11 protein-coding genes and 1 pseudogene are annotated in these 17,476 nt (G+C 66.8%); 7 read left to right on the forward strand and 5 right to left on the reverse strand.

The features are described 5' to 3' along the window. Positions 1-150 precede the first annotated feature (150 nt). Positions 151-1,692: pseudogene (gene rtcR, locus FHS28_RS21215) on the forward strand (RNA repair transcriptional activator RtcR); the annotation flags it as partial. Positions 1,693-1,811: 119 nt separating this feature from the next. Here the strand turns inward: rtcR and FHS28_RS21220 are convergent. Both FHS28_RS21220 and FHS28_RS21225 read right to left on the reverse strand, forming a co-directional pair. Beyond that, the gene (locus FHS28_RS21220) at positions 1,812-3,338 is read right to left on the reverse strand and encodes a methyl-accepting chemotaxis protein (RefSeq protein ID WP_088453964.1); all 1,527 of its coding nucleotides are present in this window, start codon (positions 3,336-3,338) and stop codon (positions 1,812-1,814) included. 122 nt (positions 3,339-3,460) lie between these two features. Next, positions 3,461-4,708 (reverse strand): acyltransferase family protein, encoded by a 1,248-nt coding sequence (locus FHS28_RS21225; protein ID WP_088453880.1) that lies wholly within the window; start codon positions 4,706-4,708, stop codon positions 3,461-3,463. A gap of 189 nt (positions 4,709-4,897) precedes the next feature. Here FHS28_RS21225 and FHS28_RS21230 point away from each other — a divergent pair, with 189 nt between their 5' ends. The 3 genes from FHS28_RS21230 to FHS28_RS21240 are packed head-to-tail and all read left to right on the forward strand — an operon-like array spanning position 4,898 to position 9,060. Next, positions 4,898-6,727 carry a glycoside hydrolase family 15 protein gene (locus FHS28_RS21230; RefSeq protein ID WP_088453879.1) on the forward strand — a complete coding sequence of 610 codons (1,830 nt, stop codon included), beginning with the start codon at positions 4,898-4,900 and terminating at the stop codon, positions 6,725-6,727. Between the two features lie 46 nt (positions 6,728-6,773). Next, the gene (locus FHS28_RS21235; protein WP_088453878.1) at positions 6,774-7,583 is read left to right on the forward strand and encodes an SDR family oxidoreductase; all 810 of its coding nucleotides are present in this window, start codon (positions 6,774-6,776) and stop codon (positions 7,581-7,583) included. Positions 7,584-7,629: 46 nt separating this feature from the next. Continuing rightward, positions 7,630-9,060 carry an MFS transporter gene (locus FHS28_RS21240; protein WP_088453963.1) on the forward strand — a complete coding sequence of 477 codons (1,431 nt, stop codon included), beginning with the start codon at positions 7,630-7,632 and terminating at the stop codon, positions 9,058-9,060. A gap of 85 nt (positions 9,061-9,145) precedes the next feature. On the opposite strand, the gene ampC is transcribed toward FHS28_RS21240, so the two are convergent. Next, the gene (ampC, locus tag FHS28_RS21245; protein WP_375140792.1) at positions 9,146-10,294 is read right to left on the reverse strand and encodes a class C beta-lactamase; all 1,149 of its coding nucleotides are present in this window, start codon (positions 10,292-10,294) and stop codon (positions 9,146-9,148) included. Positions 10,295-10,767: 473 nt separating this feature from the next. Here ampC and FHS28_RS21250 point away from each other — a divergent pair, with 473 nt between their 5' ends. Then, entirely contained in the window at positions 10,768-12,648 is a 1,881-nt protein-coding gene (locus FHS28_RS21250; protein WP_088453876.1) for a carbohydrate-binding module family 20 domain-containing protein, read from the forward strand. 75 nt (positions 12,649-12,723) lie between these two features. Here the strand turns inward: FHS28_RS21250 and FHS28_RS21255 are convergent, their stop codons facing one another. Further along, entirely contained in the window at positions 12,724-13,191 is a 468-nt protein-coding gene (locus FHS28_RS21255; protein ID WP_088453875.1) for a nuclear transport factor 2 family protein, read from the reverse strand. Positions 13,192-13,446: 255 nt separating this feature from the next. On the opposite strand from FHS28_RS21255, the gene FHS28_RS21260 reads away from it, so the two are divergent. Beyond that, on the forward strand, positions 13,447-14,061 hold the full coding sequence (locus FHS28_RS21260) for a glutathione S-transferase family protein (RefSeq protein ID WP_310736847.1): 615 nt from the start codon (positions 13,447-13,449) through the stop codon (positions 14,059-14,061). A 145-nt stretch (positions 14,062-14,206) separates the two neighbouring features. Then, entirely contained in the window at positions 14,207-16,378 is a 2,172-nt protein-coding gene (locus tag FHS28_RS21265) for a pyridoxamine 5'-phosphate oxidase family protein (protein ID WP_088453873.1), read from the forward strand. Here FHS28_RS21265 and FHS28_RS21270 read toward each other — a convergent pair. After that, on the reverse strand, positions 16,373-17,263 hold the full coding sequence (locus FHS28_RS21270; RefSeq protein WP_088453872.1) for a LysR family transcriptional regulator: 891 nt from the start codon (positions 17,261-17,263) through the stop codon (positions 16,373-16,375). The genes FHS28_RS21265 and FHS28_RS21270 overlap by 6 nt on opposite strands. Positions 17,264-17,476: the final 213 nt, after the last annotated feature.

Genomic DNA, 17,476 nt, shown 5'->3' on the forward strand with positions numbered 1-17,476 from the left:
TGCCACTCCGGTGGGACCGGCGACCCCCATGGCGCGGCGTCAGATTGTAGCGGGCCGATACTGGGAATCCGGACAGTTCAGCCCCTGTTCAACCCTCATGAACCGGTCGGCAAGGCTAGACTGCGCGCCAGTCCATTTCGCTTTGCCGCTATGTCCAGGAAAAAGGTCGTCATCGGGTTTCTCGGTTCCCAGCTGGATGCCGGCGGCGGTGCCGGCCGCTGGGAAAAATGGCGGCCCACCGTCTCCCTGGGTCAGCATGAAGATCTGGTCATCGACCGGGTCGAGCTGATGTATTCCCCCCGGCACCAGGGCCTGGCCGAGCAGATCGTTCAGGACATCGGGAATGTCTCGCCAGACACCCAGGTGAACCTCGTCCCCATGGACGTGGCCGACCCCTGGGACTTCGGCGAGATGTACGGCGCCCTCTACGACTGGGCGCGGGCCTATCCCTTCGACCCCGCGAAGGAGGAGTACTGGGCCCACATCACCACCGGCACCCACGTGGCGCAGATCTGCATGTTCCTGATGGTGGAGTCACGCTTCATCCCGGGCGTGCTGCTGCAAACGTCGCCGCCACGCCGACAGAAACAGGGCGACCCCGGCAGCTATACCCTGATCGATCTGGACCTCTCCCGCTACGACGGTCTGGCGCAGCGCTTCAACCGTGCCCACGACGAAGCGCTGGACTTCCTCAAGAGCGGCGTGGCCACCCGCAACCAGCGCTTCAATGCGCTCATCGAGGAAATCGAACGGGTGGCGGTGCGATCGCAGGCGCCGATCCTGCTGACCGGACCCACCGGCGCCGGCAAGTCCCATCTGGCGCGGCGCATGTTCGAACTCAAGCGCTCGCGCCATCAGGTGCGTGGCGAATTCGTGGAGGTCAACTGCGCCACGCTGCGCGGCGACAGTGCCGCCTCGACGCTCTTCGGCCACAAGAAAGGCGCCTTCACCGGCGCGGCGGCCGACCGGGCCGGCCTGCTGCGGACGGCGCATGAAGGCGTGCTGTTCCTCGACGAGATCGGCGAACTGGGCCTGGACGAGCAGGCCATGCTGCTCAAGGCGGTGGAAGAGAAGCGCTTCTTCCCGATGGGGAGCGACCGCGAGGTCAGCAGTGACTTCCAGCTGATCGCCGGTACCAACCGCGATCTGCGGCGGGACGTCGCCCAGGGCCGCTTCCGGGAAGACCTGTTTGCGCGGATCAACCTCTGGGCCTACACCCTGCCGGGTCTGGCGCAGCGTAGTGAGGACATCGAACCCAATGTCGAGGCGCTGCTGGCGCGTTTCAGCGCCGAGTCCGGACGCGCGGTGCGCTTCAATGTCGAGGCCAAAACAGCCTATCTGCGGTTCGCGCGCTCGCCCGAGGCGCTGTGGCGCGGCAACTTCCGCGACCTGCTCTCCAGCATGACGCGCCTGTCAACGCTGGCCGATGGCGGGCGCATTTCCACCGCGCTGGTGGAGGCCGAGATTCAGCGCCTGCGCTGGCTGTGGCAAGCGCCGGAAGACGCGGGGACGGATGCACCGTCCGCCGTGGATCTGGATGCCCTGGTGGGGCCCGAAGTCGCCGCGCAGCTGGACCTGTTCGACCGGGTGCAGCTGGAATTGGTGGTGCAGGTCTGCCGCAGCTCGGCCACGCTGTCGGAGGCCGGGCGGCGGTTGTTCGACCGCACCCGCACCCAGCGCACCGTCGTCAACGATGCGGACCGGCTGCGCAAATACCTCATGAAGCTGGGCATGACCTGGGCGACGGTGCGCGGCGATACGGCCGCGTAGCCGTCGCGGCGCAGGCACGACCCGGCCCCCCTGGCCGGTTCTCAGCGGGACGCCGAGAACACCCCCACCGCATTCACCAGCACCTGGGACTGCTGCTCCAGCGATTCCGCGGCCGCCGAAGCTTCTTCCACCAGCGCCGCATTCTGCTGCGTGGTCTGATCCAGCTGCGAGATGGCCTGGTGGATCTGTTCGATGCCGGCGGTCTGCTCCTGGCTCGCGCTGGAGATCTCCCCGACGATGTCGGTCACCCGTTTGACGCTGCCCACGATGCGGGTCATGGTCTCGCCGGCCTGCGTCACCAGCGCACCGCCAGCCTGCACCTTCTCCACCGAATCCCCGATCAGTGTCTTGATCTCGCGCGCGGCGGTGGCGCTGCGCTGCGCCAGGGTGCGGACCTCCGCCGCCACCACCGCAAAGCCGCGGCCCTGCTCGCCGGCGCGCGCCGCTTCGACCGCGGCATTCAGCGCCAGGATGTTGGTCTGGAAGGCGATGCCGTCGATCACGCCGATGATGTCGACGATCTTGTTGGACGAGCTGCTGATGGAGGACATCGTGGCCACGACCTCGTCGACCACCTTGCCGCCCTGCACCGCGATGTCCGAGGCGGACACCGCCAGCTGGTTGGCCTGCCGTGCGTTGTCGGCGCTTTGCTTGACGGTGGCGGTCAGCTGCTCCATCGAGGCGGCGGTCTGCTCGATCGCGCTGGCCTGTGCTTCGGTGCGGGACGACAGGTCGCGGTTGCCCATTGCGATCTCGCCGGCGGCGCTGGCGATGGTGTCGGTCGAGCCGCGGATCTGGCTGACGGTGGACGCCAGGCTGCGCTGCATGCGGTCCATGGCCGTGAGCAGACTGTCGGCATGGGCGCCGCGCAGGTCGACGGTCACGTTCAGGTCGCCAGCGCCGATGCGGCGGACGATGTCGGACGCATAGTCGGGTTCACCGCCCAGCTGCCGATAGGTGAGGGTGGCCAGGCGCCAGCCCAGCACCGCCACGACGGCCATCAGCGCCACACCGATGGACAGCATGACGATGGCGGTGCGCCAGAAGGCCTTGTCGATGTCGTCGATGTAGTCGCCGAAGCCGATGATCCAGTCCCAGGGCTTGAAGTGCACGACCGCGTAGAGCTTTTCGACTTCGTCCTTGGTGTTCGGGCGGGTGCCCAGCGCAATGACGGTGCCGACGGCCTGGCCTTCCAGCGCGGTGCGGTAGCGGACACCGGCTTCCTTGCCGCCCTTGGCATCCACGATGCCGACCCGCTTGGGATTCGGATGGACGAGGTTCACATCGTCGCTGTAGCCGCGGACGAAGAAGTACTGCTCGTCCTTGCGGAAGCTGCTGATGATCAGCTTGCCCTGCTTCTGGGCTTCTTCACGGGTGATCTTGCCGGCGGTTTCCTGCTCGTGGAGCTTCTCCAGGGCGGACTGGGCCAGGACCACCAGGGTGGACAGCTGCGCCACCCGTTCTTTCATCATCGTCTGGCGTAGCGTCGTCAGCGAGATGGCGGCCAGGACAAGCATGCCGGTCAGGGCGGCCAGGCAGAGCAGGAAGATGCGGGTACGGAGCTTCATGAAGAATTCACGGCCCCGCAACGACGGGGCCCGGCGGGATTGGACCAACCCCGGTTATCGCCCGATTTGCGTCCGGACTGAAGTGCCGCCGCCGCAACCGGACGGTGTTTGGACGCACTAGGTCACGGCACCTCGGCCGCTGTGGCCTTCGGGGTGACGCCAGCCGTGGCGGGAATGGCGACCTCCACCGGGATGTTGCGCGCACCGGGGATCGTGGCGCTGGTGGTGCCGCCGGCCGCTGCGCCCGCCTGGTGAACAGCGGGGGAGGTTTGGGCCCGGAAGCGGTCCCGCCACCGCAGCCCCGTCCGCTCGACCAGCAGATGCAGCGCAGTGCCCGCCACCAGGATGGCCAGGGCGAACACGGTAAACTGCCAGCCGCCGTGGACGGTGTCGGGCAGCCACTGCTCCACCGCGTGCATCACCAGCTTGTGGCTCAGGTAAAGGCTGTAGGAGATGGTCGCGATGAACCCGGCCCCGGGCAGGCGCCATCGGCCGATCCCGCTGATGGGACTGGCGCCGCCCGCCACCAGCCCCGCCATGCCCAGCGACAGCAGCGGCCAGCCGACCGTATTGGCGACCAGCCCGGTGCGGTCGCGGAACAGCCACAGCGCCGCCGCCACCAGGACCACCCCGACCAGCGAGGCCGTCAGGCCGTGCCGCATCCACCGGGCCCAGAGGCGAGGGCGATACACCTTCACCAGGGCCAGACTGACGCCTGCCAGAAGGCCATCCAGCCGGGTCCAGGTCGGGTAGTAGAGGTCTTCGACAAACCAGGCGCGCGGTGGCTGCATGGCGTCGTCCCGCAGCCAGATGCCGGCGCGAAGGGCCATGCCTGCCACCACCAGACCGACGCAAAAGGCGACGGTGCGCGAGGCGCTGCCCCGTCGGCACAGCGCCACCGCGAGCAGCGGGAAGAGCAGGTAGAAATGTTCCTCGACGCAGAGCGACCAGGCATGGGAGAAGGCCTGGTTGGCCCCGTAGTCGATCAGCAGGTTGACGGTGAAGGTGGCGAACTGCCACCACGGCTGCAGGCCCGGTGCCTCGCGCCAGGCCGGAAAGGCGACATAGATGCCCAGCACGACAAGGAACGCCGGCAGCACCCGCCAGGCCCGCCGCGCATAAAACGCACCGAAGCGCGGCGGCTCGCCCCGGGACAGCGGCGTCAGCCACTGGGCCCCGATGAGAAAGCCGCTCAGCACGAAGAACATGTCCACACCCGCCCAGCCGAAGCGGGACAGCCAGGCAAAGTCCTCGCCGAGGCCGCCGACCAGAAAGGAATGGAACAGCATCACCCACAGGACCGCGAGCGCACGGAGCAGGTCGAGCCCAGGAAGGCGGACGGGGGCGGGGAGGGAGGAGGGGTGGGTCATGGCGGCGTGAACGGGTCGCGGACCGCATTGTGCGCAGGTCGCCGCCGGCCCGGACAGGAGCTGCGGTTACGGGCGTGACGGCCGGTGAGCAGACGCTGCCCCGGGGGCCTCGGACCGCGCGCGGCCCCGGCCTCCAGGGCAGGCTCGCGGCATGCCAGGGAGGGGTCGTTGCGTTCCCGGCCCATTTCCATGAGTTATCCGGACATCGAATCCCATGGCGTGATCGGTAATCTGCGCACCACCGCCCTGGTGTGCAGTGACGGCACGGTCAATTTTTTCTGCTTTCCACGCTTCGACTCACCCAGCGTCTTCCTGTCCCTGCTGGACGATGAGCGGGGCGGTCACTTCTCGATCCGGCCAGCGGACGGTGCGCCGATGCGCAGCCGTCAGCGCTACCTGCCCGAGACCAACGTGCTGGTCACCCGCTACATGGGCGACGCGGGCATGGTCGAAGTCACTGATTACATGCCGGTCGGCGACGACGGCCCCCGCAGCGCCCTGGTGCGCCGGGTGCGCTGCGTGCGCGGACAGGCCGACTTCCGGGTGCGCTGCGAGCCGCGCTTCGACTACGCCCGGGCGGACAGCCAGGCGACACTGAATGCCACAGGCGACATCGCCACCTTCACCGTGGATGGCGAGGGCGGGCCGATGCGCCTGCGCAGCACCGTGCCGATGACGCTGGATGACCATGCCGTCTGCGTCTCGCTCTCGCTCAAGGCCGGCGACGACGTCGGCTTCGTGCTGGAGTGCGTGAAGGAGCAGCCCAGCGGCGACGACCTGAACGCCTTCCTGCACAGTTCCTTCGAGCAGACGGTCAAGTTCTGGGAACGCTGGAGTCAGAAATCGGTCTACAAAGGCCGCTGGCGCGAAGTCGTGCAGCGATCTGCATTGGCGCTGAAGCTGCTCACCTCGGCCCGGCATGGCGCCATCATCGGCGCGGCCACCTTTGGCCTGCCGGAACAGATCGGCGGGGAACGGAACTGGGACTACCGCTACTGCTGGATCCGCGATGCGGCCTTCACCGTGTATGCCCTGATGCGCCTGGGCTATACCGAAGAGGCGGATCACTTCATCGAATGGACCAAAGGCCGGGCCGATGAAGAGAACACCGAGCATCAGCCCCAGGTGCTCTATGCCGTGGACGGCGCCGCCATCGACACCGAGATCGAGCTGACGCACCTCGCCGGTTATCGCGATTCGCGTCCCGTGCGCATCGGCAATGCCGCGGCGCATCAGCTGCAGCTGGATGTGGTGGGCGAGCTGGTGGATGCGATGTACCTCGCCGACAAACACGGCGAGGCGCCCTCCATCGACATCTGGACCCGGCTGGCCGGACGCATCGACTGGCTGTGCGAGCACTGGGACCAACCGGAAGACGGCATCTGGGAGATGCGCGGTGAGCGGCGGGATTTCCTCTCCGGCCGCTTGATGAGCTGGGTGGCGCTGGACCGTGCGCTGCGCATGTCACGGCGCTACGCCCGGCCGGCGCCGGTGGTGCGCTGGGTGGAGACGCGTGACGCCATCGCCTCGCAGATCCTCGATGAGTTCTGGCATGAGGGCAAACAGGCCTTTGTGCAGTACCGCGGGTCGGACCGGCTGGATGCGGTGGTGCTGCTGATGCCGATGGTCAAGTTCATCAGCTCCAGCGATCCGCGCTGGCAATCGACGCTGGATGCCGTGGGCCGTGAGCTGGCGGTGGACGGACTGGTGGCCCGGTACGTCACCGTCAACGAGGGCGGCGCCGAGAACCTGGACGGCTTGCAGGGGCAGGAAGGCAGTTTCACCGCCTGCTCCTTCTGGTATGTCGAATGCCTGGCCCGTGCCGGCCGGGTGGACGAGGCGCGGCTGTATTTCGACAAGCTGCTGACCTACGCCAACCACCTGGGCCTGTATGCCGAAGAGATCGGCCTGGGCGGGGAGCACCTGGGCAACTTCCCGCAGGCGCTGACCCATCTGGCCCTGATCAGCGCTGCCTATGCGCTGGACCGGGCCATCGACGGCCGCAAGCCGAGCTGGTGAACGGTGCCGACCTTTCCCTTTGTGTTGAATCTGTCTGGAGCAACCCATGGACCGTGAGCATGTCTTGAAGCAACAGGTGGCGCTGGTGACCGGCGCCAGTTCCGGCATTGGCCATGCCATTGCGCAAGCGATGGCGCATGCCGGTGCTTCGGTGGTGGTGAACTACCACTCGCAGGCTGAGCCGGCGGAAGCGCTGGTGGGGAAGATCCGCCAGGCGGGCGGCCAGGCGCTGGCCGTCAAGGCCGACGTCGGGCAGGAGGCTGATGTGCAGCGCCTCTTTGACGAGACGCTCAAGGCCTTCGGGCGCCTGGACATCCTCGTCGCCAATTCCGGCGTGCAGCGGGATGCGCCCATCGGGGAGATGACGCTGGAGCAATGGAACACCGTCCTCAACACCAACCTCACCGGTCAATTCCTGTGCGCCCGCGCCGCGGTGCAGCAGTTCCGCCAGCAGGAGCGCTCGGAGGCGGGTGGACGCGCCATCGGCAAGATCATCCACATGAGCTCGGTCCACCAGGTGATCCCCTGGGCGGGACACGCCAACTACGCGGCGTCCAAAGGCGGGGTCGACCTGTTCATGCGGACGCTGGCGCAGGAAGTGGCCGCCGAGCGCATCCGCGTGAATGCGATTGCCCCGGGGGCGATTGCCACGGCGATCAATGAGGACGCGGTGGAAGATCCACAAGCCCGGGAAAAACTGCTCACCATGATTCCGTACGGCCGTGTGGGCCATGTGGACGATGTGGCGCAGGCGGCCGTCTGGCTGGCCAGCGATGCGGCCGACTATGTGGTGGGTACGACGCTGTTTGTCGACGGCGGCATGAGCCTGTATCCGGAGTTCCGCTTCGGCGGCTGAAGGACACCGTCGCCCTTCCGGCATGTCGTTTGCTGCCATGCCCCGCATGACACAAGCGACTCTCAATATCGCCAATCGGCTCGACCGGCTGCCGTGGTCGCGCTGGCACTGGCGTGTGGTCCTCGCCCTCGGTGTGGCGTGGGTGTTGGACGGGCTGGAGGTCACGCTGGTGGGCTCCGTCGGGGCAGCGCTGGAGCGATCCGACACACTCGGTCTGACCGGTGTGCAGGTCGGATGGGCCGGGTCGCTGTACCTGGCCGGGGCGATCCTGGGCGCGCTTGCCTTCGGTCGAATGACCGACCGGCTGGGCCGCAAGAAGCTGTTCATGGTGACCCTGGCGGTGTATGCGGTGGCGACCTTCGCCACGGCCTTCTCCACCGACTTCGCCTTCTTTGCGCTGTGTCGTTTCGTCACCGGCATCGGCATTGGCGGCGAATATGCGGCGATCAATTCCGCCATCGATGAGCTGGTGCCGGCCCGGGTGCGCGGTCGTGTGAACCTGGCCATCAACGGCAGCTTCTGGCTGGGCGCGGCGCTGGGCGCGGGCTCCAGCCTGGTGCTGCTGCATCCCGATGTGCTGGGTCCCGTCAATGGGTGGCGGGCCGGTTTTGCGATGGGCGCGCTGCTGGCCGTGGGCATGGTGCTGGTGCGCCGCCATGTGCCGGAGAGCCCGCGCTGGCTGATGCTGCACGGACGGCATGAGGAGGCCGAGCGCATCCTGCAGTCGATCGAAGCCGACGTCGCGGCCCAGCATGGCCCGTTGCCACCCGCACCGCCGCCCCTTCATGAACGCGCCCGCATGGCGATGCCCACGGTGCGCGAAGTGATGCAGGTGCTGCTCAAGCGGTATCGCACCCGCAGCGGCGTCGCGCTGGCGCTGATGCTGGCGCAGGCGTTCTTCTACAACGCGATCTTCTTCACCTATGCGCTGGTGCTGACGCGCTTTTATGGCGTGGCGGATACGCGGGTGGCGCTCTACATCTTCCCGTTTGCGCTGGGCAATGTGCTGGGCCCCTTGCTGCTGGGACCGCTGTTTGACAAGGTGGGACGCCGCCGCATGATTGCCTTGACTTATGGGCTGGCGGGGGTGGGACTGGCAGCCACCGGAGTGGCGTTTGTGACGGAGTCGCTCAGCGCGCTCACGCAGGCGCTGTGCTGGTCGGGCGTGTTCTTCTTTGCATCGGCGGCGGCCAGCTCGGCCTACCTCACCGTCAGTGAAGTGTTCCCGCTGGAGATGCGGGCGATGGTGATTGCGCTGTTCTATGTGGTGGGCACCGGCGCGGGGGGCTTCGCGGCGCCGTTGCTGTTCGGCTGGCTGGTGGACAGCGGATCGCGCGAAGCGGTGGCCGGTGGTTATGCGCTCGGCGCCGCCTTGGTGATCATTGCCGGCCTGCTGGCGCTGCGCTTTGGGGTGGATGCGGAAGGGCGGTCGCTGGAGGAGATCGCGCCATCCGCCGATGCCTCGGGGGCGCGTTGACTGTGCCTTGCCATGGCGCCGCGGGCGGGGCGGACTTCGTTGCGGCCCACCTGCCGACCGCCTGCCGACCCCCTGCGGCATTCCCTCACCGGGCTGACAGGGTGTCGAGCTTCTGCAGGATCTCGTGGGCCGCGGCAACCCGGTCCGGGATCGGCCAGACGCGATTGGCCAGCAGCACGAGGCCCAGGCGCCGCTCAGGGATGAACGCCGCATAGGCGCCGAAGCCGCGGGTGGAGCCGGTCTTGTTGAAGAGACGGGGACCGGCAGGCGTTGCGGTGACCGGCGTGACCTCGCTCACGACACGTCCCAATGCGTTGCCCTCGCTGAGCGTCTCCAGGGGCACCGGCCAGGTGTAGTGCTCCCAGCCGAGCCCCTGCGTCATCGACCCCACCTGATAGACGCTCTGGTGGGTGGTCTCGATGGCCTGACGCAGCGACGGGCTCACAGCGCTCGGGTCGATGTTGGCCTGCACAAAGCGCAGCAGGTCGGCCGCGGTGGTGCGGATGCCGTAGGCCTGGGCGTCATACACATCCGGGGTCATGCGCACGGCCTTGTCCTTGTCGTACCCCCAGGCGTAATGGGCCTTCGCCGCCTCGGGCAACTGCAGGGAGGTGTGGCGAAGTCCCAGGCCGGGCAACAGGTCCGATTGCACCGCCTCGACGTAGGGACGCCCCAAGGCGGCCGCGACCGCTTCGCCAAACAGGCCGATGCTCGGATTGGAGTACTGGCGCCGGCTACCGGGCGTGTAGAGCGGCGTCCATCGCTGCAGATATCGCTGCATCTGTGCATCGTTTTTGATGTCGTCAGGCACCTGCAGCGGCAGGCCACCGGCGGTGTAGGTCACCAGCTGCAGCAGGGTGGTGCGCTCGATGGGATGGCCTTTCAGTGCCGGCAGATAGCGCGCGGGCGAGTCGTTCAGCGACAGCTGGCCCTGGACCTGCGCCTGTGCACCCAGCGTGGCCGCAAAGGTCTTGCTGATGGAGCCGATCTCGAAGAGTGTCTCGTCGTCCACCGGCGCGTGGGTGGCTTTGGATGCCACGCCGTAGTTGAAGACATACGACCGCCCGCCGACCGTCACGCCGACCGCGAGGCCTGGGAGATCGTTACGGGCCATGACGGGGCGGACGGCCGCATCCACCAGCGCACGCACAGCGTCCACTTCGGTCGATGGCTGCGGCTGCGAAGCCGTTTGTGCGTGGATGGGCGCAAGCGCGAAAGGCGCGGCGGCAGCCATCACGGCCGCGCGTAGAACGAGGCGACGGAGAATAGGGGGCATCCAGATCATCCTGTGTATGAGAGCGCCGCACCGGAGGGTTTGACTTCAGGTGTGGCTCAAGGCGAGGCTCAAGGTCTGCACCTTACGGTGAGGGACGGCTGCGCGCGGACGGAAGCCGGGTTACATCGGCCCTGACGTAACGACAGCCTTCGCTGTCTTAACCCGCCGTCGGGCCTGCATTTCACGCCAGGCCCTCGGGCCGACCACCGGTGAGTCTCTCCGTAGCCAAACTACAAACAGAAACACGCCGCGCGCGTTCGATATAGAAGGCAAACGGCATGACTTGGTAGTTTTCCTACATGAATTTCCGATGATCGTGTCTAGAGTTGGACCACTTTCCCAAGCAGGAAAGACGGCCACGGCAGGACCTGGAGTGGCCGAACCCAGCTGCCCCGAGACGAGGGCGGCGGTCGATCAACACTGGAGACATCATGCCCTTGCTGCCCCTGTCGAGCCGCCGGCTCACCCACGCCCTCACGGCTGCGGCCAGCGCCGCCTTTGCCCTTGTGGCCAGCCCCGCGCACGCCTTGAACCCCAATGCCACGTCGGTGCAGATGTTCGAATGGGCCTGGCCCGACATCGCCACCGAATGCACCCAGTGGCTGGGCCCCAAAGGCTACGGCGGCGTTCAGATCTCGCCCCCGGGGGCGTCGAAGAATGCCAACGGCTGGTGGGGGGTCTACCAGCCCGTCAACTATGCCAATCTCACCAGCCGCATGGGCACGCCCGCGCAGCTGCAAAGCATGATCAGCGCCTGCCACGCCGCAGGTGTGCGGGTGTATGCCGACATCGTCGTCAACCAGATGGCGGACGGCAGCGGCACCGCCACCGACGGGTCCACCTGGAACGCGGCAACGCTGAGCTATCCGTTCTTCAGCGCCAGCGACTTCCACGCCAACTGCGTCATCAGCGATGCCGACTACAACTCGCCGGCCGGCCGCAGCAATGTGCAGAACTGCCGCCTGGGCGGCCTGCCGGATCTCGCCACCGAGAGCAGCTATGTGCAGGGCCAGATCGTCAACTATCTGAAGTCGCTGCTGGCGCTGGGGGTGGATGGTTTCCGCATCGACGCGGCCAAGCACATGCCGGCGTCTGCGTGGACCTCGATCATGAGCGCGGTGAAGACCGCCTACCCCAAGACGCTGCAGGGTGAAAACATCTGGGTAACGCAGGAGATCATCAACGACGGTGAAGTCGACCGTCCGAGCTACTTCCCGATCGGCACGATCAACGAGTTCCAGTTCACCTATGCCCTGCGGGATGTCTTCCGCGGCAACAACGGCAACACCCTCTCCAGCATCCCCGGCATCATGGGGACCTGGGGCAACTGGGGCGGCAGCTGGGGCTTCATCCAGCCGCAGAACGCCACCGTCTTCGTGACCAACTGGGACACCGAGCGCAATGGCAGCTCGTTGAACATCAACAACGCCGCCGGCAATGACGCGGCCAATCAGCGCTACACGCTGGCCAACGTCTTCATGCTGGCGCAGGGCTACGCCGAGGCGCAGCTCTACTCCGGCTTCAAGTTCAGCAACACCGATGCCGACCGTCCCACCACCAGCCCCTACAGCGGCGGTGTGCCGCAGATCAATGTGGTGTGGGACTTTGCCCATCGCTGGACGCCGCTGGCCAACATGGTGGGCTTCCGCAATGCCAGCATCGGCCAGGCGCAGCAGAACTGGACGGTGGGGGACAACGGCAACCAGGTGGCCTTCAGCCGCGGCAATGTGGGCTTTGTGGCGCTGAACAACAGCGGCAGCGCCTGGACCCGCAGCTTCGCCACCGGCCTGCCCGCCGGCACCTACTGCAACGTGATCAACGGCACCAAGAATGCGGCCGGTACGGCCTGCTCGGCCGACACGGTGACGGTCGATGCCAGCGGCACGGCCAGCTTCACCGTGCCCGCCAACAACAGCGGCAGCACACCGGCGGTGGCGATCTACACCGGCCAGAAGATCAGCGGCAGCGGCGGTGGCAGCGGGGGGACGGGCACCTGCGCGGTGACCTTCACCATCGCCAATGCCAACACCGTGGTCGGCCAGAACCTGCGGGTGGTGGGCAATGTGAGCGGGCTGGGTGCATGGGCACCGGGCTCAGGCTTTGCGCTGACCATTCAGGGCTCCGGCGCCAATGTGCCCTGGACCGGCACCGTGAGCCTGCCGGCCGGCACGGCCATCCAGTACAAGTATGTGAAGTGGAACGGTTCCAGCGCGGTCTGGGAAAGCAATCAGTCCACCAGCAGCGGCAATCGCGAGTTCACCAGCTGCGCCAGCGGATCGCAGGCGCGGTCGGACGGCAACTTCAAGTTCTGACCCCCACCCCGGATTCATCCGGGGGAAGGATTCGACGTGACACAGGGCGCCCACACGGGCGCCATTTTTTTGCCTTCACAGGCCCAGTTCGGTCAGACCGGGATGGTCATCCGGGCGGCGACCCAGCGGCCAGAAGAATTTGCGGTCTTCCGCCTTGATCGGACGGTCATTGATGCTCGCATGACGATGGGTCATCAGGCCGTTCTCATCGAACTCCCAGTTCTCATTGCCGTGGCTGCGGAACCAGTTGCCGGCGTCGTCGTGCCATTCGTAGACGAAGCGGACCGCAATGCGATTGCCGGTGTAGGACCACAGTTCCTTGATCAGGCGGTAGTCCAGTTCACGGGCCCACTTGCGCTCCAGCAATGCCTGCGCCTCCGCGCGGCCTTGCGGGAATTCGGCGCGGTTGCGCCAGTTCGTGTCCGGACTGTAGGCCAGCACGATCCTGGCCGGGTCACGGCTGTTCCAGCCATCTTCCGCCAGACGGACCTTTTGCACGGCGGTTTCATGGGTGTAGGGAGGCAGGGGAGGACGGATTTCCATGGCGATTCCTGGTTGGGTTGAAAAGTAGACAAAGCTGTCTACATGGCTGCATTCTGGCGCACGTGGACAGAGCTGTCTACTTAAATCTACAAGGCGGGCGAACGATGCCGGAAAGAGATTGTTCCGGCTCTGGAAAGAGTCTTTTAGCAGCGGCGTGGATTCCGTCATGGAGAGGCTGAGGCCACAGTCACAGCCATCGGTCGCCGCCTGGTGGCGACGCACCCAACCCCCTCACCTTTGGAGACTCTCATGTCCATTCAACTGCTCGGCTTCCCCCTGTCCGGCCACTCGCATCGTGCTCAGCTGGCCCTCTCGCTGATGGGGCTGCCCTACGAATTCACAGCGGTGGACCTGCCCCGCCGCGCTCACAAGACACCGGAGTTCCTGGCGCTCAACCCGTTCGGACAAGTGCCCGTTTTGGTGGACGACGGCGTGGCGGTTCATGACTCCAATGCCATCTTGACCTACCTGGCCTTGAAGTACGACACCGAACGCCGCTGGCTGCCCCAGGGGGTGAAGGAGCAGGCCGAGGTGCAGGCGTGGCTGTCGGTGGCGGCGGGGTTGATGGCCTTCGGTCCGGCTGCGGCACGTTTGGTCACGGTGTTCGGCGCCAGCTTCGATACGGAGGAGGTGATTGCCCGTGCGCACGGACTGCTGAAGGTGATGGACGGTCAGCTGGCCCAACGGAACTTCCTGGTGGGATCAAACGCCACGCTGGCGGACATCGCGGCCTACAGCTACATCGCCGCGGCGCCGGAAGGCAATGTGGATCTGGCGCCGTATGGGCATGTGCTGCGATGGCTCGCACGCGTGGAGGCGCTTCCCGGTTTTGTCCCGATGCCGGAGACGGCAGCGGGACTGCGTGCGTGACGGATGACGGGCCTCCGCGCCTCACCGCAAGCGGACCGCCGATGACGAGGGGTGCCGGGCGCAATCTTCATCCACGAGTCCCTGCGAGGGTAGTGGTAGCCATCGGGCGGCCCACCGCCTCGTTCCAATCCTTGGGGAGCCACTCATGAACAAACCTTCTTCCGACAGGGTCGGCCCGTTCCACGCGGGCGAGCAAGCGGTGCAGGCGCGCCTGGGCGTCCGCGAGCAGATGGCGGACATCGGGCGTCGTGCCATCCGAAAGTTCATGCCTGAGCAGCATCAACGATTCTTCGAGCAGCTGCCCTTCATGCTGGTGGGTTCTTCCGACCGGCGAGGGCGGCCCTGGGCCTCTGTGCTGGTGGGCCGGCCCGGATTCGTCCAGGCACCCAGCGCGACCCGGCTGAACTTTCATGCGCGGCCCATCGTGGGCGACCCGCTCTCGGAGGGACTGGTGCCGGGCGCAGCGCTGGGCTTTCTGGGCATCGAGCTGCACACGCGCCGACGCAATCGGGTCAATGGACATGTGGTGGAGGTGACGGATGCGGAAGACACCGGCCAGGCAGGACATGCGCACTTTTCCCTGGATGTCGACCAGTCTCTGGGCAACTGTCCGCAGTACATCCAGGGGCGCGAGTTTGAATGGACACGGGATCCCCAGGACGTGCGTCCCCGTGAGACCGTTGCCCTGACCGCCCTGGACGGTCCGGCCCGCGCAGCCATTGAACAAGCGGACACGCTCTTCGTCGCCACACGGGCGCCGGGATCGGCAGGCGGCGCGGATGTGTCTCATCGTGGCGGGCGTGCAGGCTTCGTCAAGGTGGAGGACGACCGGACCTTCGTGGTGCCCGACTTCGCCGGGAACGCGTTCTTCATGACCTTGGGCAATCTGCAAGTGGATGCGCGCGCCGGGGTGCTGTTCATCGACTTTGAGACCGGTGATCTGCTCACGTTCACGGGCACTGCCGAAGTGATCTGGGATGGCGACATCCTGCAGGGATTCGAAGGCGCGGAACGGGCCTGGCGGTTTCATATTCAGTCGGGCTGGCGACTGCGGGAGGCTTTGCCGCTGCGGTGGAAGTTCAGGGACTGGTCAGCGCAGACCTTGGCCACTGGCCAGTGGCGCGTCGAGAAGGCTGCGGATGTGAGAACGCCTCACCAGGAGCTTCCACGATCGACCAGCGTCTGGCGGCGATGGCGGGTGACAAAGGTGGTCGACGAGAGCCAGGTCATCCGGTCGTTCCACCTCACACCGGCGGATGGGCTCCCGCGACCGGCGTTTCGGGCCGGACAGCATCTGCCGATCCGCCTGCGCACCGCGGGCGGCGCGGAACTCCGTCGCACCTACACCATCTCCAGCGCACCCGAGGACGCCGAGTTGCGTCTGAGCGTGAAGCGGGAAGGGGAAGCGTCCAGTTATCTGCATGACCGCTGGCAGGTGGGCGATGTCGTCGAGGCACTGGCACCGCAGGGCCGATTCGTCATTGATGCGGGGGCGCCGCGGCCTGCGGTCCTAATCGGTGCAGGGGTCGGCATGACGCCCATGGTGGCGTTTGCCCGGCATCTGATCGCCCAAGGAAACCGCCATCCGCCGATGCGGCCCGTGCATCTGATCCAGGTGGCGCGGGACGAAGCTTCACGCGCCTTCGGTGCGGAGCTGCAGGCCTTGGCAGAGCAGGCCGACGGCGCGCTGCGCCTTCACGTGGTGCTGAGCCATACCGACGGGGCGCCCACGGCGGCCCATCAAGGGCCCCTCACTCTCCCCATGCTCCAGCAATGGCTGCCCTTGGACGACTACGAGTTTTTCCTCTGCGGCCCCGGCGGCTTCATGCAGGCACTCTATGACGGACTGCGCGACCTGGGCATTCGCGACGAGCGTATCCAGGCGGAGGCGTTCGGACCGTCGGCCCTGCGGCGTCGTGTGGCGCGCGTCGAGGGCGCTGCAGCGGGACAGCAGGGCCCGTCGAATCAAGCGGGGATGGACGCTCTGGCCTCAGGCGCAACGTCGATCGGCTCTGATCGGGAAGCGCCACTCCTGCGCCCGCCGGCGCAGCGGGCCACCGTGGTCTTCAAGCAGACCGGTCGTGAGGCGGCGTGGCAGCCTGCCGACGGCACGCTGCTGGATTTCGCTGAGCAGCAAGGGCTGGCGCCGCCGTTCTCTTGCCGCGCGGGTCATTGCGGATCGTGTGCAACGCGGATGACGTCGGGTGAGGTGACTTATGCGCGCCCCATCGCCTGGCAGCCGGCGGCTGACGAGGTGTTGCTGTGCTGTGCCGTTCCTTCGGAAGGGGCGGGCACCCGCATTGAGCTGGCGCTATGACTTTGACTGAAGGCCGGGATCCGCACGGAGCCCGTCCACCGCCATGTCGATGAAGGCCCGAACCTTCTGCGTCACGCGGCGGCCTTCGTGATGAACCACATGCACCGGTAGTGGCGCCGTCTCATACGATTCCAGCAGCACCTGCAGCGCACCACTGCGCAGATGCTCGGCCACCTGGTAGCTCATGAGCCGGGTGATGCCAAGGCCGGCCATGGCGGCGACGAGGGCGGAGTCATTCGTCGTTGTGCGCAGTCGCGCCGGTGTGCGCAGGGTCAGCGCGGCGCCAGCGTCGTTGAAGCGCCAATCCGTCACGGGGCTGAGCCCCGGCGCCGAGATGATCAGGTGGTCCGCCAGGTCATTCGGATGCTGGGGCGCGCCATGGGTCTTCAGGTACGACGGCGCAGCCACCAGCACCCGCCGGACCCGGCCCACCCGCACGGCCTGCAGCGAGGAATCCGGCAGTTCCCCGATGCGCACCGCCACATCGACGCCTTCTTCGACGACGTTGACGACGCGGTCGAGGAACAGGCACTGGACATCCACATCCGGGAACGCCTGGAGGTAGCTCACGACGATGGGGGTGACGTGGAGGCGCCCGAACATGGCCGGTGCGGTCAGGGTGAGGGTGCCGCGAGGAGCCGCGTGGGTGCCGGCGGCGGATGCTTCGGCGTCCTCAAGATCCGCCAGGATGCGGCGGCAGTCCTCGGCGAAACGCACGCCCGCATCGGTCACCCGTACCACCCGGGTGGTACGGGTGAGGAGGCGGAGCCCGAGCCGTTCTTCCAGCTCGGCGACCGCCCGCGTGACGACCGGCGGGCTCTGATTGAGCTTTCGGGCGGCGCTGGCAAAGCCACCGCAGTCGACCACCGCGACAAAGGTGGCCATGGCTTGGAGGCGATCCACAGGGGTCCTTGGTGTGGGGGCGGGGGGATTCTCGCCCTAAAGCGCGCTTCATGGCCTTTTGATAAGCGCACGAGACGCCCATCAGTTGGGCGTCGACCTGGACCAGGTCGTCGGTGCCCTGCCAGCTGCTGCGCTTGTGGTCGATGGCCATCAGGCCCATGCCGACAAAGAGCGCGCCGGCGGCGATGAACGTCA

This window comes from Roseateles terrae (assembly GCF_014192155.1).
GTDB lineage: Bacteria > Pseudomonadota > Gammaproteobacteria > Burkholderiales > Burkholderiaceae_C > Roseateles > Roseateles terrae.

Excerpts from the sequence above, each read along its gene's own strand:
- ampC (WP_375140792.1), bottom strand. The coding sequence starts at position 10,294 with ATGGCTGCCGCCGCGCCTTTCGCGCTTGCGCCCATCCACGCACAAACG.
- FHS28_RS21255 (WP_088453875.1), bottom strand. The coding sequence starts at position 13,191 with ATGGAAATCCGTCCTCCCCTGCCTCCCTACACCCATGAAACCGCCGTG.
- FHS28_RS21250 (WP_088453876.1), top strand. The coding sequence starts at position 10,768 with ATGCCCTTGCTGCCCCTGTCGAGCCGCCGGCTCACCCACGCCCTCACG.
- FHS28_RS21235 (WP_088453878.1), top strand. The coding sequence starts at position 6,774 with ATGGACCGTGAGCATGTCTTGAAGCAACAGGTGGCGCTGGTGACCGGC.
- FHS28_RS21265 (WP_088453873.1), top strand. The coding sequence starts at position 14,207 with ATGAACAAACCTTCTTCCGACAGGGTCGGCCCGTTCCACGCGGGCGAG.
- FHS28_RS21270 (WP_088453872.1), bottom strand. The coding sequence starts at position 17,263 with ATGGCCACCTTTGTCGCGGTGGTCGACTGCGGTGGCTTTGCCAGCGCC.
- FHS28_RS21220 (WP_088453964.1), bottom strand. The coding sequence starts at position 3,338 with ATGAAGCTCCGTACCCGCATCTTCCTGCTCTGCCTGGCCGCCCTGACC.
- FHS28_RS21240 (WP_088453963.1), top strand. The coding sequence starts at position 7,630 with ATGACACAAGCGACTCTCAATATCGCCAATCGGCTCGACCGGCTGCCG.
- FHS28_RS21230 (WP_088453879.1), top strand. The coding sequence starts at position 4,898 with ATGAGTTATCCGGACATCGAATCCCATGGCGTGATCGGTAATCTGCGC.
- FHS28_RS21225 (WP_088453880.1), bottom strand. The coding sequence starts at position 4,708 with ATGACCCACCCCTCCTCCCTCCCCGCCCCCGTCCGCCTTCCTGGGCTC.